Below are 17,347 nucleotides of genomic sequence, written 5' to 3'. Positions count from 1 at the left end.
TTGTTGGCGACTGTTGGCCGGTTCGCGTTGGGTTGATGTGGCTTTCTTGGGACTACGGCGCACCCGGGCGGTGTCGCGCCTATCCCTGTTTCCTGTTCTTTTGTTGGGAGCGAAGCCATGTCCTCATTGCGAATCTCCACCTGGTGGATGTCGGCGTTGGAACACGCCGAATCGGCCTTCGACGTTCTGGCCAGCCCACCGTCGCCGTTCGTGGTGGACGGCACGGCAGCTGGCTTTCCGGACCGCACGCTGTGTCTGGACGAGCTCCAGACGATCGTGCGTGCTGCGCGGACACCGCACCGGGTGCGGGTAGCGGTGTGGCGGGTGCTGGTGCTGCGGGCCCGCTACGACGGCCCGGACTGGACGGTGGCATGTGTCGGCTTGGCCATGCCCGGCCTTCGCCGGCGTGCTCAACTACTCGCCGACCAACGAGCCGGCGACGCCGAAGCATGGCACGACGCGGTGCTGACCGGCTTCCTCACCGCCGTCCGGTTGGTCGAACACGACGACCGGCCGGGCGGCCGACTCTGGGACCCGTATCACGTACTGGAGCGGTCGGCCATGATGGCCGCCAACAGTGTCTACCGCCGTCCTGGTCGCCGGCTGGCGCGGGTTCGTCTGGCGGGGCGGTGAGCGGGGTGGCTTCGTCCTGGCCCTCGTCATCGCTGGCCGCCGCTGACCGGGCGTTCGCGTTGTTGACCTGCCCACCGGCCCCCTGGCCTTCGATGGTCGGGGCTTCGCCGGGCTACCGAACCAAATCGTGGCTCTGGACGAGCTCAAAAAGCTGCTGCTCGGCCGGAGCATGTCCCGGCCGGAGCAGGACGCGGTCTGGCGCGAGCTGGTCATCCGGGCCCGCCGGGACGGACCGGCCTGGGTGATCGCCTGCGTCGGCCTGGCCATGCCTGGCCTGCGCCGCGCGGTACGCCGCGTGGGCACTGACTGGGCTTCGCCCACGGTCGACCTGCACGCCGAAGTCTTGGAAGGCTTCCTGACCCAGTTGAAGAAGGTCGACCTGGACGACGACCGGATCGCCGGGAAGTTGGTCGATGCCGGCACGCGCAGGGCGCGTAAAGCCCGCGACGCCGATGCCGACGCGTCCGCGATCCACGTGAACCGGCCGTGGTCGCGGGCGCCGCTGAACCCGTGGGACCACCCGGACTGGATCCTGGCCCGAGCGCTCGCCGCGGGCGTCATCGACAGCGAAGAGCACCACCTGATTGGCCGAACCAGGCTGGAAGGTCACACCGTGGCCAAGGTCGCCACGGAGTTGGGCATCAGTGCCGCCGTCGCCGGTGACTGGCGGCGCAAGGCACAGCTGAAGCTGGCCGATGCGATCCGCGCCGGCGATCTTGACCACGTCCGCCTGGACGCCACCCTGGTACGCCGCCGCAGGCGCCTGCGCGAACTGCTAGGCGTCGTGCCCGTCGCCGCATAACTGGCTTTGTTGGGTGCCGTTGGCTACCCAACAGAGCGTGGCCTGCTAGATCGGCCACCCAACACGAGCCCTTGGTGGGCAAGGAGTCACCACGACCGGACGCGGTCACCGGTGTCTCCCCGCGCTACCAAGGGCTCAACCGTGTGTGGTGAGCGGGCTGGCCGACCCGGTTCGTGTTCACACCTGGCCCGCATTCGGCAGACAAGGAGCACCGCTCCCACCCGCTTGCCGCACGCCTTGGTGACCCCTTGGTGGCGCCTCCCCTACCGCTTCGTGCACGCCCCCACCTGTGGGTGGGGCGGGAGGTGCCCCGTCATGAACCGCATCATCCGTACCGCAGCCCGCGCCGCATCCGCTATCACCACCGCCGTCGTGCTGGCCGCGCCCGAACCGGGCGAGGACCCGACCGCCGATCTCGAGGTCGTTATCGACGACGCGACCAAATGGATCGCGGGGATCGCGTTCGCGATCGCGACCCTGTTCGCCACCGCTGGCCTGGCCCTCTACATGATGGCCGGCGGCGACACCGCCCAGATCGAGCGCGCCAAGGTCGCTTTCAAGGCCGCCGGTCTCGGTTACGCCGGCGTGATCTTGGCGCCGATCTTCCTCGGGATTCTCGGCCAGATCCTCGGCGAGATCTGACATGGGCTGGATCCCGTGGGGCATCGCCGTCGACGTGCTGCTTGACCAGGTCGTCAAGTGGCTCGCCGGTGTCGCCGCTGACGTGATCAACACGGTCTGGGGCTGGCTGGCCGCGACCGTGCTGGTCGTACCGAACGTGACCGCCCTGCCCCAGGTCCAGGCCATCCACGACCGGTCCCTGGCGGTGGTCAACGTCTGCTTCATCCTGGCGATCATCGCCGTCGCCGTGGTCGTGATGGCCCGCGGCACCGTCCAGATGCGCTACGGCTTCACCGACCTGGCCCCACGCCTGGTGATCGGGTTCGTCGCCGCCAACTTCGCCATGCCGATCTGCGACGCGTTGATCACCTTCGGGAACGCGGTCACCCGGGCGATCACCGGGCAGGACATCGCCTCCGACGAATCCCTCTCCCAGATGCGGCGCATCGTCGAAGGGTCACTGGCCAACCCGGCGATCGGCCTGTTCACCACCATCGTCTCGCTGACCATCGCTGGCCTGGCCATGTGGATCATCCTCGGCTGGATCCTCCGGCTCGGGCTGGCCATCGTCCTGGTCGGCGTCGCACCGCTCGCCTTGGCCTGCCACGCCACCCCGTGGACCGACCCGGTTGCTCAACTGTGGTGGCGGGCCTTCCTCGGCGTCCTCGGCACGGTCGGTGGTCAGGCGATCGCCTTGCACACCGCCGCGGTCATCTACTTCTCCCCGGACGCGCAGGTCGACCAGCTCGGGCTGCCCAATGACCCGACCGAGGTTTTCAACCTCTTCGTCATCGCCTGCATCCTGTACGCGGTCGCGAAGATCCCCAGCCTGATCCGCCAGTACGTCACCCACAGCCGCGGTGGCAGCAACGTGCTCGGGATGATCCTGCGGGTTGCGGTCGTGCAGCAGGTGACCCGGGCCGTGACCGGCGGACTGTGGGGCGGCGGACGAGCCGGCGCCGCAGCGGCCGCCGGCGGCAAGACCATCCGATTTCCGCGCGGCGGAACCGGCCGGCTGCCCCGCACCACTCATACGCGGATCCGACCCACCCGGCTCCGGCCCCGCTCGGCGCGCACGTCGGCGGCCAACACCAGTCACGTTTCGGCCGGCGCCGCAACTGCCGGCTCGGCCGAGGGCGGTACCGCGGCCGCGCGAGCGATACCGGTCGTGCCGGCGCACGTCACTCCGGCCACCGCGATGCCGCGCAAGCCGTCCCGGTGGTCGCGCCCCTGGGCGTACACCGGCTCGGCCACCGGCTGGCCGGCCGAGCCGATCCACGGCCCGCAGCCGTCCACCGCACTGGCCTACCAACGCGCCGTCCCGGCCACCCTGACCGCCTCCACCCACGGGTCGCCGCTGATCGTCTCGGGCGAACCCATCCGGGCCACCGCGCCGACGCCGGCTGGCGTCGTGCCCCCGCAGCGCCGGGCAGCCACCGGCACCGGCTGGCCGGCCCTACCCGACCGACCAGTCCGCACCCGGCCGCGGGACCGACCTCAGCTGTGGCCGGACACCCAACCGAAATGGCCCAGGCCCGCCGGCTGGCGCGCCCCACCACCAGCCGCCACACCACCCCGAAGCCGCTGAAAGGACCACCCGGCGATGCCCAGAACCCACCAGCCCACGCCCGACAGGAACAGCGCCGACACCGGCAACGAGGCCACGCGGGTGCCTGCCGGCACTGGCTGGCCCACCGACCCACCCACCGCACCGCCACCTGGCCGGGCAACCGGCACCGGCTGGCCCACCAACCCACCCGAGGAGAAGGAGCACCCCGATGTCTGAGTCCGAGATCCGCGCGAAGATCCACGCCGACATCGAAGCCCCCGACAAGATCCTCTACGGGCTGACCGCCCGGCAGGTCACCATCCTGGCCGCCGCCGCCCTAACCGCATACCTGATCTGGCGGGCCGGCGCCGGCCGGCTGCCCACGCCGATCCTGGCCGCCGCCCTCATCCCGCTGACCGCCGCCGCGGCGGTGCTCGCCCTGGGCCGCCGCGACGGGCTCAGCTTCGACCGGTGGCTGCTGGCCGCCCTGCGCGCCACCCGCGCCCCGCGCCGGCTGGTGCCCGCCGCCACCGGGATCACCGCCCCACCGCACTGGGCACCCGCCGGCACAAACACTGCCGCGACCGATCCGGCGCCAGCGGTACTGCGGCTGCCCGCACACGCCATCACCGAGGCCGGCGCGATCGACCTAGGCGGCAACACCCACGCCGCGCTGGTCGCCGTGTCCACCGTGAACATCGGACTGCGCACCGGTGGGGAGCAGGCAGCCATGCTCGGCGGGTTCGCCCGCTGGCTGCACGGCCTGTCCGGGCCGACCCAGATCGTGGTCTCCACCCGCCGCGTCGACCTGGCCGCCCACGCCGACCGGATCCTGGACGCCGCGCAGGCCCTGCCCAACCCGGCCCTCGCGGACACGGCCTGCGACTACGCCGGCTTCCTACTCGACCTGGCCGAGCAACGCGACCCGCTGTGGCGCACCGTCACCATCGCCCACACCGCGACCGGCCGCCACGCCGATCGCGACGCCATGCGGCAGGCCGAACACACCGCGGGCGCCTTGTCGGCGCTCGGCGCCGCCACCCGGGTCCTGGGCGGCGGCACCGTCACCGGCGTCCTGGCCGCCGCGGTGGACCCCTACGCCGGTGTCGACCCGCGGCCGGGCCGGGCGCGGCCGGACCAGCCGGTCACCACCAACGGGTGGAGGCCGTGATGCGGATTCCATGGTTGGCCCGGCCACGTCCTGCCCCGCCGACCACCCAGGGCGCTGACACCGCCGCGGCGACCGCGGTCCTCGGCCCGGCCGCGGTGCAGGTCGCCGCACGGCACCTGCGGGTCGGGGACGGCTACGCCGCCGTCCTGATCGTCACCCAGTACCCGGCCGAAGTGTCCGCCGCCTGGCTGGAGCCGCTGCTGGCCTGGCCAGGCCGCCTCGACCTGACCCTGCACATCGAACCGCTCCCGGCGGCGGTGGCCGCCGGCCGGCTGCGGGCGCAGCGGGCCCGGCTGGAAACCGTCCGCCGCGCCGACGCCGACCACGGCCGGCTGCACGACCCGAACACCGAAGCATCCGCCGACGACGCGGCCGACCTGGCCGACCGGGTCGCCCGCGGCGACGCCCGCCTGTTCCGGGTCGGGATCTACCTGGTCGTGCACGCCCCCACCCTGGACGAGCTCGGCGAGTCGGTGGCCGAGGTTCGGGCCATCGCCGCCTCCGTCATGTTGGACACCGTCCCGGCCACCTGGCGGCAGCTGCAGGGCTGGACCTCCGGGCTGCCGCTCGGGGTGGACAGCCTCGGCATGCGCCGCGTCTTCGACTCCGACTCGCTGGCCTGCGCCTTCCCACTCGCCTCAGCTGACCTGCCGGCCCCGCTACCCGGCGACCCACCCCGCCACGGCGGCGTGCTGTATGGGCTGAACACCTCCACCGGCGGGGTCGTGTGGTGGGACCGCTGGAACGCCGACAACCACAACAGCATCGTGCTGGCCCGAAGCGGCGCCGGCAAAAGCTACTTCATCAAGCTGGAAATCCTTCGCTCCCTGATCGACGAGGTGCTGATCCAGGTGATCGACCCGGAAGACGAGTACATCCGCCTCGCCGCCACCGTCGGCGGCACGGTCATCCAGCTCGGCGCCCCCGGGGTGCGGATCAACCCCCTCGATATCCCGCCCGGCGACCGGCATCCGGCCGCGTTCGACCGGCGGGTCCAGTTCGTCGTCACCCTGGTCGCGGTCATGCTCGACGGCAACCTGCCCAGCCCGGACCGCGCCGCCCTCCACGCCGCCATCCTGGCCGCGTACGAGCAGGCCGGCATCGACCTCGACCCGGCCACCTGGTCCAGGCCCGCGCCGCTGCTGCACGACGTGCTCGCCGCGCTCGAAGCGGCCGGCACCACGCCGGCACTGTCGCTAGCGGCGCAGCTGCGGCCGTGGACGTTGGGCAGTCTCAAAGACCTCTTCGACGGCCCGTCCACCACCATGCCCGACGGGCGGCTGGTCGTGTGGTCCACCCGGCAGCTGTCCGAGGAACAGCGAGCGCCGGCGATGCTGCTCGCCTTGGACGCGATCTGGCGGCAGATCGACACCCCCGCCCCGCAGGCGGTCGCCGACGACCTGCGCCAATTGGTCATCGTCGACGAAGCCTGGAAACTGCTGCAAGACGACGCCGGCGCGGCGTTCCTGCGCACCCTGGCCAAGTCCGCCCGCAAACGCCGCGCCGGCCTGTCCGTCATCACCCAGGACGCCGCCGACGTGCTCAACAGCAAACTCGGCCAGGCGGTGGTCGCCAACTCGGCCACCCAGATCCTGCTGCGCCAGGACGCCTCCGCGATCACCGACATCGCCACCGCGTTCGGGCTGACCACCGGCGAGGCTCGGCTGCTGCTGTCCGCCCGCCGCGGCGAAGGCCTGCTGTTGTCCGGCGGCCACCGGGTCGGGTTCCAGGCGGTCAGCTCCCCCGTCGAGCATGCCGCGTGTACCGGCGACCGCGACGTTGACGGCGGCCAGCCATGACGCCGCTGTTGGTGTGGACGGATCAGGCCTGGCTTAGGCCGACACCGATGCCGTCGCCGACGGGCCGTACCCAGCGGCAAGACCGCCACGATTTGTCCCACCCGGGGCTCGACGCAATCGGGCAGGTGGCCTGGTGGCTGCGGGACCGGCCCTGGCTGCTGCTGCTCGCCGCCGCCGCACTCTTCGCCACGGTCGTGGTGCACGGGCGGGTGCAGATGTGGCGGCACCAACGCCTCGCCCGGCACGCGCACCAGGTCACCATCACCCCACCGCCGGAGGTTCAGCCGGAAGGCGCGGCGGTGTGGTGGGCGACCCTGGCCGAGATCCTGCGCCCGGTCTGGTGGCGCCGGCTCATCTTCGGCACCCCGTACGTGGCCATGGAGTACCGGTGGGCCGGCCGACAGTTGTCGATCGTCCTGTGGGTGCCTGGCACCGTCCCGACCAGCCCGATCGTGGCCGCCGCGGTCGGGGCCTGGCCCGGCGCGTCCTGCACGGTTGACACCGCGGCATCACCGCCCGTGCCGACCCCACCGGCCCGCACCGTCGCGCCGAAGCCTGGCACACCCGCCGAGCCAGCCGGCCGCAGCCGTCCGACGGTCCGGGGCATGCGCACCGCCGCTGGTCGGCTGTTCACCTGCCGTGACAAGGCGAAAGCCCTGACCGCGGTCGCCGCGGGTGGCGCGCTGGTCCCGGCCCTGCCCGGCTGGCAGCCGCTCCGCACCGACCACGACACCGACCCGCTGCGGCCGCTGCTGACCGCCGCCGGCGGGCTCGGCGACCACGAACACGCCTGCGTGCAGGTCCTAACCCGGCCCGCCACACCGCATCAGGTCCGCCGGCTGCGCCGCACAGTCGGCGCCCTCCGCGCCGGCCGCCCGCCGACCGGTCTGCTCAACCCGGGCCGGTGGCTGGGTGCGCTGCTCGACCCGGTGCTGCCCGCGCCAGCCAACCGCACACCAGGCCCGGCTGGCGGCCGGGTGGTCAACGTTGACCACCCGGAACGGGACCGGGACATCCGGGCCGCGGTGGACAGGCTCGTCGACGGCCCGATCTGGCAGACGTGCATCCGCTACGCCGTCGTGCACACCAACCCCCGACGGGTGCCCGCCGCCAACCTCCACGCTCGGGTCAAGACGGTCGCGCACGGCATCGCCGGTTCCTACGGCGTTTACAGCGGCGCCCGGCAACGACTGCGCCGCCTGCCCATGCCCCACCCCGCCCAGGTGCTTGCCGCCCGGCCGCTGCGCGGCGGGTTCCTGCTGTCCACCGACGAACTCGCCGTCCTGGCCGGGCTGCCGCTCGACCTCGCGGTGCCGGGGCTGCTTCGCGCGCGGGCCAAGCCGATGCCGGCACCGATCGAGGTCCCGGCCGGCGGCCGCAACGTCAAGATCCTCGGCCGGGCCGAGGTCGGCGGCCACGCGGTCGGCCTGGCGGTCGCGGACGCCCGGCATCACCTGCACGTGATCGGCTCCACCGGCACCGGCAAATCCACCCTGCTGGTGCGGATGATCGTGGCCGACATTCTGGCCGGCCGGGCCGTGGTGGTCATCGACCCCAAAGGCGACCTCGTTACCGACGTCCTCGACCGCATCCCCGCGTCCATGGCGGACCGGGTCATCCTGATCGACCCCGACCAGCGCGTCGGGGACCGGCTCAACCCGCTATTGGGTGACGACCCCGACTTGGCCGTGGACAACATCGTCTCCATCTTCTCCAAGATCTTCCAGAGGTTCTGGGGTCCGCGGATGGATGACATCTTCCGCATGGCCGGCCTCACGTTGATGCGGCACGCGAACCCTGTCCTGACCAACATTTCCCCGCTGCTGCTGCAAAAACAGTTCCGCTCCCAACTCACCGTCGACCTCGACGACCCCGAGGGCTTGCGCGGGTTCTGGGACTCATTCGAAACCACCCCACACGCCCAACGCGCCCAGATGATCGCCCCGGTGCTCTCTCGGCTGCGGCTGATCCTGACCCGCCCGTTCCCGAAGTACACCCTCGGCGCCGCCACCTCCACCTTCGACATGGCCAAGGCGCTGAACACCGGCGGCATCGTGTTGGCCCGCCTGCCCAAGGGTCAGCTGGGTGAGGACACCGCCCGGGTGATGGGCTCGTTCGTGCTGTCCACCGCCTGGCAGGCCGCCACCGCCCGCGCCCGCCAACCCGAAGACCAGCGCCGGGACGCCACCGTCTTCGTCGACGAGGCACACAATTTTCTCAATTTGCCCGGCTCGGTCGACGACATGCTCGCCGAAGCCCGCGGCTACCGCCTTTCCCTCGTCCTCGCTCACCAGAACCTGGCCCAACTGCCGAACGAGACCCAACGCGCTTTGTCGGCCAACGCCCGCAACAAGGTCTTCTTCGACGTCGCGCCCGAGGACGCGGTCGATCTGGCCAAACACACGCTGCCGGAACTCGACGCCCACGACCTGTCCCACATGGACGTTTACCGCGCCGCCGCCCGGCTGGTCGCCGCCGGCCGCCCCACTCCGGCGTTCACGCTGCGCACGCTGCCGCCGACCGAGCCGGTCGGCGAAGCCATCGCGATCCGGCAGGCCTGCACGGCCCGCGTCGCCGCCTCCGACCCGGACGGACCTACCGGCATTGAACGGTTGGCCCGCCGTAGATAGCCAGCACGGCCAGATGCCACCAGTCCTGGCCCCGGTGCCAGGCCCGGCTTAGACCCGGCGCAGCCATGGTGACCGAACTGCCGACCCTACGCCGGCCCGCACCAACCCAACAGCCCAGCTAGGAGGCTGTCATGCCCGCACCCATCCGATCCCAACAGTCCCTACAGGGGGACTCACTCCTACCGGGGAACCTATGTCCACACCAAACGATCCACGGTCCACTCTCCGCTCCACGCGCCGCGCCCTCGTTGACATCTCCGGCCGGCTCCAACCCCGCGACTACGCCATCGCCGAACTCCTCGTCGACCACCAGGTCCTCACCACCCGACAACTGACCGACATGCTGTTCACCTCACCCACCACCTGCCTGCACCGGCTGCACACGCTGCGGCACCTCGGCGTGGTGGACCGGTTCCTGCGTCACCGCCCCGGCCTGCCCGAACCCCTGCACTGGGTCCCTGGGCTGCTCGCCGCCCGCTCGGTCGCGCTGGCTCGAACCGAGAAGCCACCCACCCCGGCCGCCGTGTACGAACGCAAAGACCGTGCCATGATGCGCCCCGACCTGGGCCACCTCATCGGTGTCAACCAGTTCTTCACCGACCTCATCGCCGATGCGCGCGCCCATCCGGAGTACCGGCTGGCTCGCTGGTGGCCCGAAAGCCGCACGGTCGACGCCTTCGGACGCCGCGTCCACCCCGACGGGCACGGTGTCTGGAACCACCCCGACGGCGGCGTCGGCTTCTTCCTCGAGTACGACACCGGCACCGAGAAGCTGCCCGTGCTGACCGGCAAGCTCGACGGCTACCGGCGGCTACGCCGCGAAGGCGGACCCCACTACCCGGTGCTGTTCTGGCTGCCCACCCGCGCCCGGGAACAGAACCTGCACCGCCGCCTCGCCGACGGCCCGACACCGGGCATCACCATCGCCACCGCCGCCCGCGACGCCGTCAATGGCCACAGCCCCGCCGGGCCCATCTGGCGGCTGTACGGCAACGGCCGCCACCGGCTGCACCTGGCCGACATTCCCGCCCATCACGGCGCCGCTGGCCCGCTCAACCCGGCGGCGCCTACGCCAGACCAGGACCCGCTTGCCGCACTCAGCGACGCATAGCCGCCGCGCTCGCGCCGCGTCCTCGCACCCGCGCGGCGACCGGCCAATAGGTCACACCACGCACGCCCGCGAACCACAGGTCCCGTACGGCTTCGCCCGGCCATCCGGTTGGGCGGCCGTCGGGTCCCGCGACGGGTCGGCAATGCCATGGCACCACACCAGTGAAACCCCGCCTTAAATCGACCGACCGGAGGAGAAGTCATGCTCGCCAGGCACCGAATGTCGCGCCACCACTGCCTCGCCACCACCAGGCCGCTGTCTGCTCACCGAACCTCTGCCAACACGTCCGGGTCCGGGGAACCATCAACCCCCGACCGCGTGGCCGCGCTGGTCAACCACGGCGAACTCACCCTACGCGCCGGCAACACACTGCTCGCCGAACAGCACCTGCCCGTAATGTCCGGCCCGCGGCGGGCCGCCTTCCGCGTGCCGGTCGCCGCACCGGTCCGCATCGACACCGGCCCAGCCGCCGCCATCGCACAGCTGGACGCCCTGCTCGCGCAGGCGGCCGACCGCATGCGGTGGACCACGCTCGACGGCTGCCCCGACGGATACGGCATCGACCCACCCCACCGCAGCCGACCCGGCCCCTCGCCGTCGTACACAGCGACCTACGCCTGACCGTCACCGTCCACGCCCACCCCACCCACGCCATGGACGAAACCGTCCAAGACCTGCTCCACCAGGACCTCGCGCAGCTCCACCAGTTCGGCGCAAAGACCGGCGATCCACAACGGTGGCACGACGACTACCACGACCAAGACGACTACCACGAATACGTCCACGAAATCATCGATCGCGCCCGTATACGCGACGACTGGGACTACGCCTCGGACGAACTTGATGTTGACGCGTACCTCGACTAGCACTGTCGTGCGGGACGCGTCGGACAGGCTCGGCGCCATGCTGCCTGTCATCAACTGAGGAGGTGCCCGCGCGCGGTTCGCAGCAGGTAAGTGCGCGCAAGCCGATGTCAATCGCGCGAAAATGTTCCTGGATCGCGACGTACAAATCCGTTCGGGGACCGCATGAAATCCCAGACGTACAGGCTCCGGTACTCGGGATAGTTCACCGCGCCGGCAGCCTGAGGCATCGGCCCATGGGTCCGAAGTGCGGTGGTCATCAGGTTTCTACCAACGGGTCGGACCTCGACGGTCTCCTCACGCCCATCAACCAGCAGCGTAACCACGATGTGCCACTGGATAGAACTCCTGAGCGTACGGGCCGTAATCTGGAATACCTCCTGCTCGCCACGAGAGAGCGTCTTGGTCTGCCGGGCGCCGAAGTAGGGCGCGCCGAAGTAGTTGTCAGCGCGTGGGTCGCCCTCTTCACTGACCGTCCGCGCTACTGGATCATTCTCGTCGAGGTCGAGGTCGAGGTCGAGGTCGAGGTCGAGGTCGAGGTCGAGGCCGAGGCCGACTTGCGTGATGTCCGAGCCCTGCTCCGGCCCGGCGTGCAGCAGTGTGCCACGCAGCGGTTCACCGCGGGGCCCGTCGATCAGCGCCCGCATCCCGATGACCCGAACGGAATTGGCACTTCGCCCTTCGACCACGAGCTTCACGATCGTGAGTTCGGCGTCTGTGCCACCGTTTCTGCGGGCCCATGTCCGGAACTCGTCGATGCGGTCCGAAGCCGCCGCGAGCAGCTGCTCCTCCTGCGGACTGGGGGCAAGGGCATCGGCAAACACCCAGGTTTCGCCTTGCACCTGCTGGTCGCGCTCCACAACAGCGAACACTCGTACCGGATCGTCGGCGCGTATCGCCTCCCACACGTGGCGCCCGAAATCCAGACCAGCGGCGAATAGGAAGCCCGCAGCGGCAACCGCCAACGCGCCAACGAACGCGGTAAACGCGCTAAGCCGGATCCCGTGCGCGCCCGGCTTTTCGGTCGAATCACGACCGGGCCGCGAAGTGTCGGTTCGTCGGCGCAACCAGTATTGACGCGAACGTATCTTGCGCTTCTGCGTTGACACGTATCTCCCGCGTCAGCAAGATCTAATCAAGGTGCCCTTACTTCCGGTGGGCGCCCTGCGAAAGCACGGGCGACTCACACCCTGCCCCGAACGCGGACACGGTATCGGCAACTCGCCCCGTTGCGCATCCCTCGTGGACACCATTCGCTTTGCGAGCGGATAACGGTACGTTCCGTAGAACGTGCCGTTACTATGCCCGGCGCGATCGTTGCCAGCCGGCCCGCCGCAAGCCACAGGTTGTCGCCGTCCGGGCACGGGTCGTGGCGGCGCCCGCGACCCGGCCAACGGCCAACGGGTCGGCAGCCAACATCTACCGTCTGGCGGCCAACAGCAGCCAACGAGCGGTTTACCTGCCGCCCGCCGCCGCGGCGCCAACAGCCCCTCTAATCAGCCAACAAGCCAGGTCACCCCAGGTCGGGCGGCCACCAACAACATGATCAACTGCTGTTGGGTGGGCCAGGTAGGGTCGAAGCTCATACACACAGTGAACGAACCCGCATCGCCCGGTCACACCGGCCCCGGTCGCATCGAGCCCACCCGCCACCTGGCCGGTTGGCCGCGACGATCCGTTGCCGGCGCAACCGACTTGCCTCGCCGAACAGAAGAGGGCAGCTGACTTATGCCATAGCGTGACCTTGGCTTGCCCGCTCCCTTTCCACGGGTCGCGAGGCTGCGCACACCATGGTGGCTGCGCTCCGGCTCGCCGCATGCGCCCGCACGCCGTAGGGATAGCCGTGAACAATGGTGACGCCAACGTTTCACCCCCTGGTCACCAGCGTCCGCGCTGCCTGCGGTCGGCCGCCGAGTGTGTGCGATGCTGTCCTTGATGACTGGGACACCAGACCGGGTCATAGCAAGGGCCGCCCACGCCCGGGCAGACAGACTCGAGAAGGAAATCCTGACGCGTTGGCCGGACGCCTGGAACACGATGGACTACCAGGGTCGTCATCCGCCAGCGCAGTGGCCAGACTGGTGTCTGTTGCCAATGGCCGGCGCCGCCAGCATCATGGGGCCGACGGGCCCGGAAGGCCCGGCGCCGAGCGCGGTGATATCGGCGCTGTACGCGTGGCGTTTCTCGCGCGCGGTTTATCTGGTCGAACCGTCGCTGATGGACCGGCTTCTGTCGCAAATGCCCGACCACCTGGAGCTGGACCAGTTCGAGACGCTGCCGCACTGGTGCGTCTACGTCGCCGGGGAAAACGCCGATCGATCGTACGGGTTGTGGGCCCACCTGGAGTACGACGTCAACACCGGACGACCCGAGTTAAGACTGCTGGTCGACGTCGATGGTCGGCTCCTGCCGATCCCGGTCTACCTGGACCGACCCAGCCTCACCGAGGGCCTTCGCCGATTTCCGCGCCACAGCGCTGGCCACAGCGGCCGGGCCGAGGGATTTCGTCCCCGGGCAGAACGCACGCGACGCCGATCTCGACGTCACGATCGCGCAGTTCGCCGACCGGCTCGACGCCTACATTTCGCTGATCGGGTACTTGGCACGACCGGAGGCCGACATCCGCTGCCTGGACAGGCCGGCACAGCGGCCAATATGACCACGATCACCCATCCGCGACCGGTCAACGTGGGCAGTTGGCTACAGCCAATAGGGCTGGCCGAAGCCACCGACCTCGGATCCTCGCCGGTCATATAAGAAAGACTGTCGCAGGGATCCGGCCCACCCATGACCCCGGCGTTCCGCAGCCGCGGGCCGCCGGTGGCCGCCGCCCTAGCTTTGACGGCCGCTTGGCAACGACTCGTGCATGGCCCAACGCAATGCCGGACCTCGTCCAACGTCCATGACGGCAAGGATCCGGTCGGTGCAAACCCTGCGGCTTCGACTCAGTCAAGCAAGCCGGTCATGGTCGGCGTGCCACGCCGCAGTAGACGTTCAGGGCGGCTGGCCTGCTGCCTGGTTCGGGCCGCCACAATGGTGTCGGCACGACGCCCGGCTCGACAGTCTCCAAGCCGTCGAGGAAACCGGCGAGTTGTTCCGGTGTGCGTAGGTGGTAGTCGGCGCCGCCGCGTCGGGCGGTCTGCACAGCGTCGACGGTCTCGGGCGTGACCACGCTGTCGTTTAGCACGAGATAACTGCCCGACGGTATCGCGCTGCTGAACCGGTCCACGATCTGTGCGGGGCCGGGCTGGTCGCTGTCAGCGACGTTGCCCAGGATGTCCAGCATCATCACCGCGACCGGCTGGGTGAAGTCCAGGGTGCGGGCCGCGGCGCGCAGGATCTAGTACCAAGGCCCTGTAGTTAAGGTCCAGGCTCTGTTTGTCAAGGTCGGGGTGGGGTGAGGACGTTGATGTTGAGGGTGGCTTGGTAGCTGCGCCGGTCGATGTTCGGGCCTCTTGCTTGGTATTTGGAGATTGCGCGTTTGACGATTCGGGGGCTCAGGCGTAGGCGCCGGTCGGGCATCAGGTTGGCCAGTACGCGCTGGCCGATGACGCCGATCAGATCGATGACGGTGTCCGCGATCACGCCCGCGGCCAGGATGACCTGGTCGCGGGCTGTGGCCAGGGCGGTGGTGAAGCTGCCGCGGTCGGGATCGACATCGCCGCCGTGGGCGGTGATCGCGTCCACGATCGCGGTACGCAGGACCTGGTAGCAGACGAGCAGGGCGTAGATCTCCTGAGCGATCCCGGCGGGGTGCGGGCACGCAGCACGCGACCGCCGAGAATGCTGGATTTCAGCTCGAGGTAGACCGTTTCGATCTCCCACCGCTGGTGGTAGAGGGTGACCAGCGCGCAGGCCGGATACCGCTGGTGGTCCAGCAGGGTGGTGGCCAGCCGGTAGCGGCCGGTGCGGCGGCCCGCGGTGGTGGCGATGGTGATCTCGGCTTCGACGACCCGGACCTGGACTTTGCCGATCTGGGACAGCACCGAGCCGTCCCGGTAGCGCCGTAGGACCGGCAGCTTGCGGTTGTTCTTGAGCCGGACCAGCAGATGCGCCTTGGTGCCGGCGAGGACTTCCAGCAGCTTGGCGTCGTCGAAGCCGCGATCCAACAGCACGATCATCCCCGCGTGCAGGCTCCGGGCCAACCGACGTGTGTAACCGCCCTCCCCGATACTGGTGGGGCCGAACACCGCATCGATGACAGTGCGGGAGCCGCAAGCCACCAACGCCACCAACCGCACCAGCGGATACCCCGAACCGCCGTGGTTACAGCGATGCTTGGCATACACCGACCGGCTACGAGCAGCATCCGGAACATCCAGCGTGGTGCCGTCGATCGCGCAGACCAGCAGCCGGCACCAGAACACCCCCGCCGTGCCGGCCGGGCCAGCCGGGCCGCGCAGCAGGTCGAACAACCACCGTAACGGCGCCACACCCAGCCGTGTCCGGGCCTGCCACATCGCGTTCTCAGACGGACCAGCCACCACCAGCCCGGCCAGGCCCGCGGTCAGCTTGTGCCACACCTGCCGATAGCCCACCTCGGCGAACAGACACCCAGCCAGCAACAGATACACCACCACCCGAGCAGGCAACTGCCGAGTACGCCGCCGCACCGTATCGGTCGCGGCCAACGCCGCATCGACCATCTCGAACTGAGCTTCCCCCGGTTCTCCGGACACCTGAGGTGAGGTGGACGGCGGCTTCCAGGAAGGATGTCGTCTCATGCCTGCCCCACACCCTGCAGAGTTCCGCCAGCGAGCCGTGCAGTTGGCCCGGACCGGCGACAAACCGGTCGCGATGTTGGCGAAGGATTTGGGTATCAGCGAGTCGTGTCTGCGTAACTGGATGGCCCAGGCCGACGTCGACGACGCCGGCGGCGGCGGTGCGGGTCGGTTGAGCAGTGCGGAGAAGAAGGAGTTGGCCGAGCTGCGCCGCCGTAACCGGCAGCTTGAGGTGGAGAATGAGATTCTCAAGCGGGCGGCTGCTTACTTCGCCCGGGAGAATGTGCTCCCAAAGTAGCGTTCGGGTTGGTCCGAGAACTCGCCGATGACGGCATCGACGTCGCGGTGGCCTGCCGAGTGCTGGGTGTGTCCCGCTCCGGATTTTACGAATGGAAGGATCGGCCGGTATCGGCGCGGGAGCAGGAGAACGAGATGCTGCTGCGGTACATCGAGAAAATCCACGCTGATCCGCGGAAGAAAACGTACGGGTCGCCCGGGTACACGCTGAGTTGACCCTCGGCGTGGGCCTGCACGTGAATGAGAAACGGGTGGCCCGGCTGATGCGGTCGGCGGGCATCCAGGGCCTGTACTACCGGCGCCGGTCCTGGTGCACCGTCCGTGACCCGCAGGCCACGCCGTCGGCGGACCTGGTCAACCGACAGTTCGATGTGGACGCGCCGAACCGGTTGTGGCTGACCGACATCACCGAACACCCTACCGAGGAGGGCAAGCTGTACTGCGCCGCGGTCATGGACGCCTACAGTCGGCGGATCATCGGCTACTCCATGGCCGATCATCTTCGTACCGAGCTGGTCCTGGACGCGTTGTCGATGGCGATCGTCCGCCGCCCACCAGCCCGGCAGGAAACGATTCTGCATTCCGATCACGGCACCCAATACACATCATGGGACTTCGGTCAGCGTCTGCGGAAAACCGGTCTGCTCGGCTCGATGGGTACCGTCGGCGACTGCTACGACAACGCCATGATGGAATCCTTCTGGGGAACTCTACAACTAGAGGTACTCGACCGCAAGAAATGGAAGACCCGCGACGAGCTTGCCAACGCTATCTTCGAATGGATAGAATGCTGGTACAACCCGGTAAGACGCCATTCCAGCCTCGGAATGCGCAGTCCCATCGAGTTCGAGAAACTCCACACCCCGTCTGATCACGACCGTTGACCCCACACCTCGGGTGTCCGGCCTACGGGGGAAGCTCAAACGGCACGATCTGGGTCAGCTCACCCAGATGCCCCGGCGCGAACACCCCCGCCGCAACCGCGATCCTCCGAACGATGACAGACTGACCCTCCAACGGGACTCCTCAAGATCCGATTTCTTGGTCGAAACCAGATCATCGATGAGTCCCGTTGCCATACCCGGAACCAACACACCCCTTGACAGCCCAGCCCAGGACCTTAACTACAGGGCCTTGGATCTAGAGACCT

16 protein-coding genes and 1 pseudogene are annotated in these 17,347 nt (G+C 69.4%); 13 read left to right on the top strand and 4 right to left on the bottom strand.

The window, feature by feature from the left end:
- The first annotated feature begins 117 nt into the window (after positions 1 to 117).
- The 11 genes from Prum_RS33015 to Prum_RS32965 all read left to right on the top strand — a co-directional run bounded on the left by Prum_RS33015 (position 118) and on the right by Prum_RS32965 (position 11,182).
- Entirely contained in the window at positions 118 to 633 is a 516-nt protein-coding gene (locus Prum_RS33015) for a hypothetical protein (RefSeq protein ID WP_173080004.1), read from the top strand.
- Positions 634 to 760: 127 nt separating this feature from the next.
- Positions 761 to 1,435, top strand: coding sequence for a hypothetical protein (locus Prum_RS33010; protein WP_173080003.1), 675 nt, complete (start codon positions 761 to 763; stop codon positions 1,433 to 1,435).
- A 315-nt stretch (positions 1,436 to 1,750) separates the two neighbouring features.
- A complete protein-coding gene (locus Prum_RS33005; RefSeq protein WP_173080002.1) occupies positions 1,751 to 2,077 on the top strand; it encodes a hypothetical protein in 327 nt (108 codons plus the stop codon).
- Position 2,078: 1 nt separating this feature from the next.
- On the top strand, positions 2,079 to 3,644 hold the full coding sequence (locus Prum_RS33000) for a hypothetical protein (RefSeq protein ID WP_173080001.1): 1,566 nt from the start codon (positions 2,079 to 2,081) through the stop codon (positions 3,642 to 3,644).
- A 15-nt stretch (positions 3,645 to 3,659) separates the two neighbouring features.
- Positions 3,660 to 3,842, top strand: a complete 183-nt coding sequence (locus tag Prum_RS32995; RefSeq protein ID WP_173080000.1) for a hypothetical protein — start codon at positions 3,660 to 3,662, stop codon at positions 3,840 to 3,842.
- Positions 3,835 to 4,776, top strand: a complete 942-nt coding sequence (locus Prum_RS32990; RefSeq protein WP_173079999.1) for a PrgI family protein — start codon at positions 3,835 to 3,837, stop codon at positions 4,774 to 4,776. Before Prum_RS32995 ends, Prum_RS32990 begins: the two co-directional genes overlap by 8 nt.
- Positions 4,776 to 6,575, top strand: a complete 1,800-nt coding sequence (locus tag Prum_RS32985; RefSeq protein ID WP_246278244.1) for a VirB4 family type IV secretion system protein — start codon at positions 4,776 to 4,778, stop codon at positions 6,573 to 6,575. Before Prum_RS32990 ends, Prum_RS32985 begins: the two co-directional genes overlap by 1 nt.
- A 47-nt stretch (positions 6,576 to 6,622) precedes the next feature.
- On the top strand, positions 6,623 to 9,205 hold the full coding sequence (locus tag Prum_RS32980) for a type IV secretion system DNA-binding domain-containing protein (protein WP_246278243.1): 2,583 nt from the start codon (positions 6,623 to 6,625) through the stop codon (positions 9,203 to 9,205).
- A gap of 193 nt (positions 9,206 to 9,398) precedes the next feature.
- Positions 9,399 to 10,316, top strand: a complete 918-nt coding sequence (locus Prum_RS32975; RefSeq protein ID WP_173079998.1) for a replication-relaxation family protein — start codon at positions 9,399 to 9,401, stop codon at positions 10,314 to 10,316.
- Positions 10,317 to 10,634: 318 nt separating this feature from the next.
- Positions 10,635 to 10,937: a hypothetical protein gene (locus Prum_RS32970; RefSeq protein WP_173079997.1), complete on the top strand. Its 303-nt coding sequence runs from the start codon at positions 10,635 to 10,637 to the stop codon at positions 10,935 to 10,937.
- A gap of 32 nt (positions 10,938 to 10,969) precedes the next feature.
- Complete coding sequence (locus Prum_RS32965) at positions 10,970 to 11,182, top strand: hypothetical protein (protein ID WP_173079996.1); 213 nt, start codon at positions 10,970 to 10,972, stop codon at positions 11,180 to 11,182.
- A 107-nt stretch (positions 11,183 to 11,289) separates the two neighbouring features.
- Here the strand turns inward: Prum_RS32965 and Prum_RS32960 are convergent, their stop codons facing one another.
- Positions 11,290 to 12,288: a hypothetical protein gene (locus Prum_RS32960; protein ID WP_173079995.1), complete on the bottom strand. Its 999-nt coding sequence runs from the start codon at positions 12,286 to 12,288 to the stop codon at positions 11,290 to 11,292.
- An 826-nt stretch (positions 12,289 to 13,114) separates the two neighbouring features.
- Between Prum_RS32960 and Prum_RS32955 the strand changes: the two genes are divergently transcribed.
- On the top strand, positions 13,115 to 13,936 hold the full coding sequence (locus Prum_RS32955; RefSeq protein ID WP_173079994.1) for an AcrVA2 family anti-CRISPR protein: 822 nt from the start codon (positions 13,115 to 13,117) through the stop codon (positions 13,934 to 13,936).
- Between the two features lie 205 nt (positions 13,937 to 14,141).
- On the opposite strand, the gene Prum_RS32950 is transcribed toward Prum_RS32955, so the two are convergent.
- The 3 genes from Prum_RS32950 to Prum_RS32945 are packed head-to-tail and all read right to left on the bottom strand — an operon-like array spanning position 14,142 to position 15,903.
- On the bottom strand, positions 14,142 to 14,516 hold the full coding sequence (locus Prum_RS32950; RefSeq protein WP_281369137.1) for an SAM-dependent methyltransferase: 375 nt from the start codon (positions 14,514 to 14,516) through the stop codon (positions 14,142 to 14,144).
- Between the two features lie 44 nt (positions 14,517 to 14,560).
- Positions 14,561 to 14,764 carry a hypothetical protein gene (locus Prum_RS49875; RefSeq protein WP_218577437.1) on the bottom strand — a complete coding sequence of 68 codons (204 nt, stop codon included), beginning with the start codon at positions 14,762 to 14,764 and terminating at the stop codon, positions 14,561 to 14,563.
- On the bottom strand, positions 14,761 to 15,903 hold the full coding sequence (locus Prum_RS32945; protein ID WP_246278242.1) for an IS4 family transposase: 1,143 nt from the start codon (positions 15,901 to 15,903) through the stop codon (positions 14,761 to 14,763). The genes Prum_RS49875 and Prum_RS32945 overlap by 4 nt, the downstream gene beginning before the upstream one ends.
- On the opposite strand from Prum_RS32945, the pseudogene Prum_RS32940 reads away from it, so the two are divergent.
- Positions 15,902 to 17,081, top strand: a pseudogene (locus Prum_RS32940) (IS3 family transposase). The gene Prum_RS32945 and the pseudogene Prum_RS32940 overlap by 2 nt on opposite strands.
- Positions 17,082 to 17,347 lie beyond the last annotated feature (266 nt).

It is taken from the genome of Phytohabitans rumicis (genome assembly GCF_011764445.1).
Taxonomy (GTDB): Bacteria; Actinomycetota; Actinomycetes; order Mycobacteriales; family Micromonosporaceae; genus Phytohabitans; species Phytohabitans rumicis.
This window is presented reverse-complemented; position numbering and strand designations above follow the sequence as displayed.

Excerpts from the sequence above, each read along its gene's own strand:
- Prum_RS32965 (WP_173079996.1), top strand. The coding sequence starts at position 10,970 with ATGGACGAAACCGTCCAAGACCTGCTCCACCAGGACCTCGCGCAGCTC.
- Prum_RS32975 (WP_173079998.1), top strand. The coding sequence starts at position 9,399 with ATGTCCACACCAAACGATCCACGGTCCACTCTCCGCTCCACGCGCCGC.
- Prum_RS32995 (WP_173080000.1), top strand. The coding sequence starts at position 3,660 with ATGCCCAGAACCCACCAGCCCACGCCCGACAGGAACAGCGCCGACACC.
- Prum_RS32980 (WP_246278243.1), top strand. The coding sequence starts at position 6,623 with ATGCCGTCGCCGACGGGCCGTACCCAGCGGCAAGACCGCCACGATTTG.
- Prum_RS33005 (WP_173080002.1), top strand. The coding sequence starts at position 1,751 with ATGAACCGCATCATCCGTACCGCAGCCCGCGCCGCATCCGCTATCACC.
- Prum_RS33000 (WP_173080001.1), top strand. The coding sequence starts at position 2,079 with ATGGGCTGGATCCCGTGGGGCATCGCCGTCGACGTGCTGCTTGACCAG.
- Prum_RS32985 (WP_246278244.1), top strand. The coding sequence starts at position 4,776 with ATGCGGATTCCATGGTTGGCCCGGCCACGTCCTGCCCCGCCGACCACC.
- Prum_RS32955 (WP_173079994.1), top strand. The coding sequence starts at position 13,115 with ATGACTGGGACACCAGACCGGGTCATAGCAAGGGCCGCCCACGCCCGG.
- Prum_RS32990 (WP_173079999.1), top strand. The coding sequence starts at position 3,835 with ATGTCTGAGTCCGAGATCCGCGCGAAGATCCACGCCGACATCGAAGCC.
- Prum_RS32945 (WP_246278242.1), bottom strand. The coding sequence starts at position 15,903 with ATGAGACGACATCCTTCCTGGAAGCCGCCGTCCACCTCACCTCAGGTG.
- Prum_RS33015 (WP_173080004.1), top strand. The coding sequence starts at position 118 with ATGTCCTCATTGCGAATCTCCACCTGGTGGATGTCGGCGTTGGAACAC.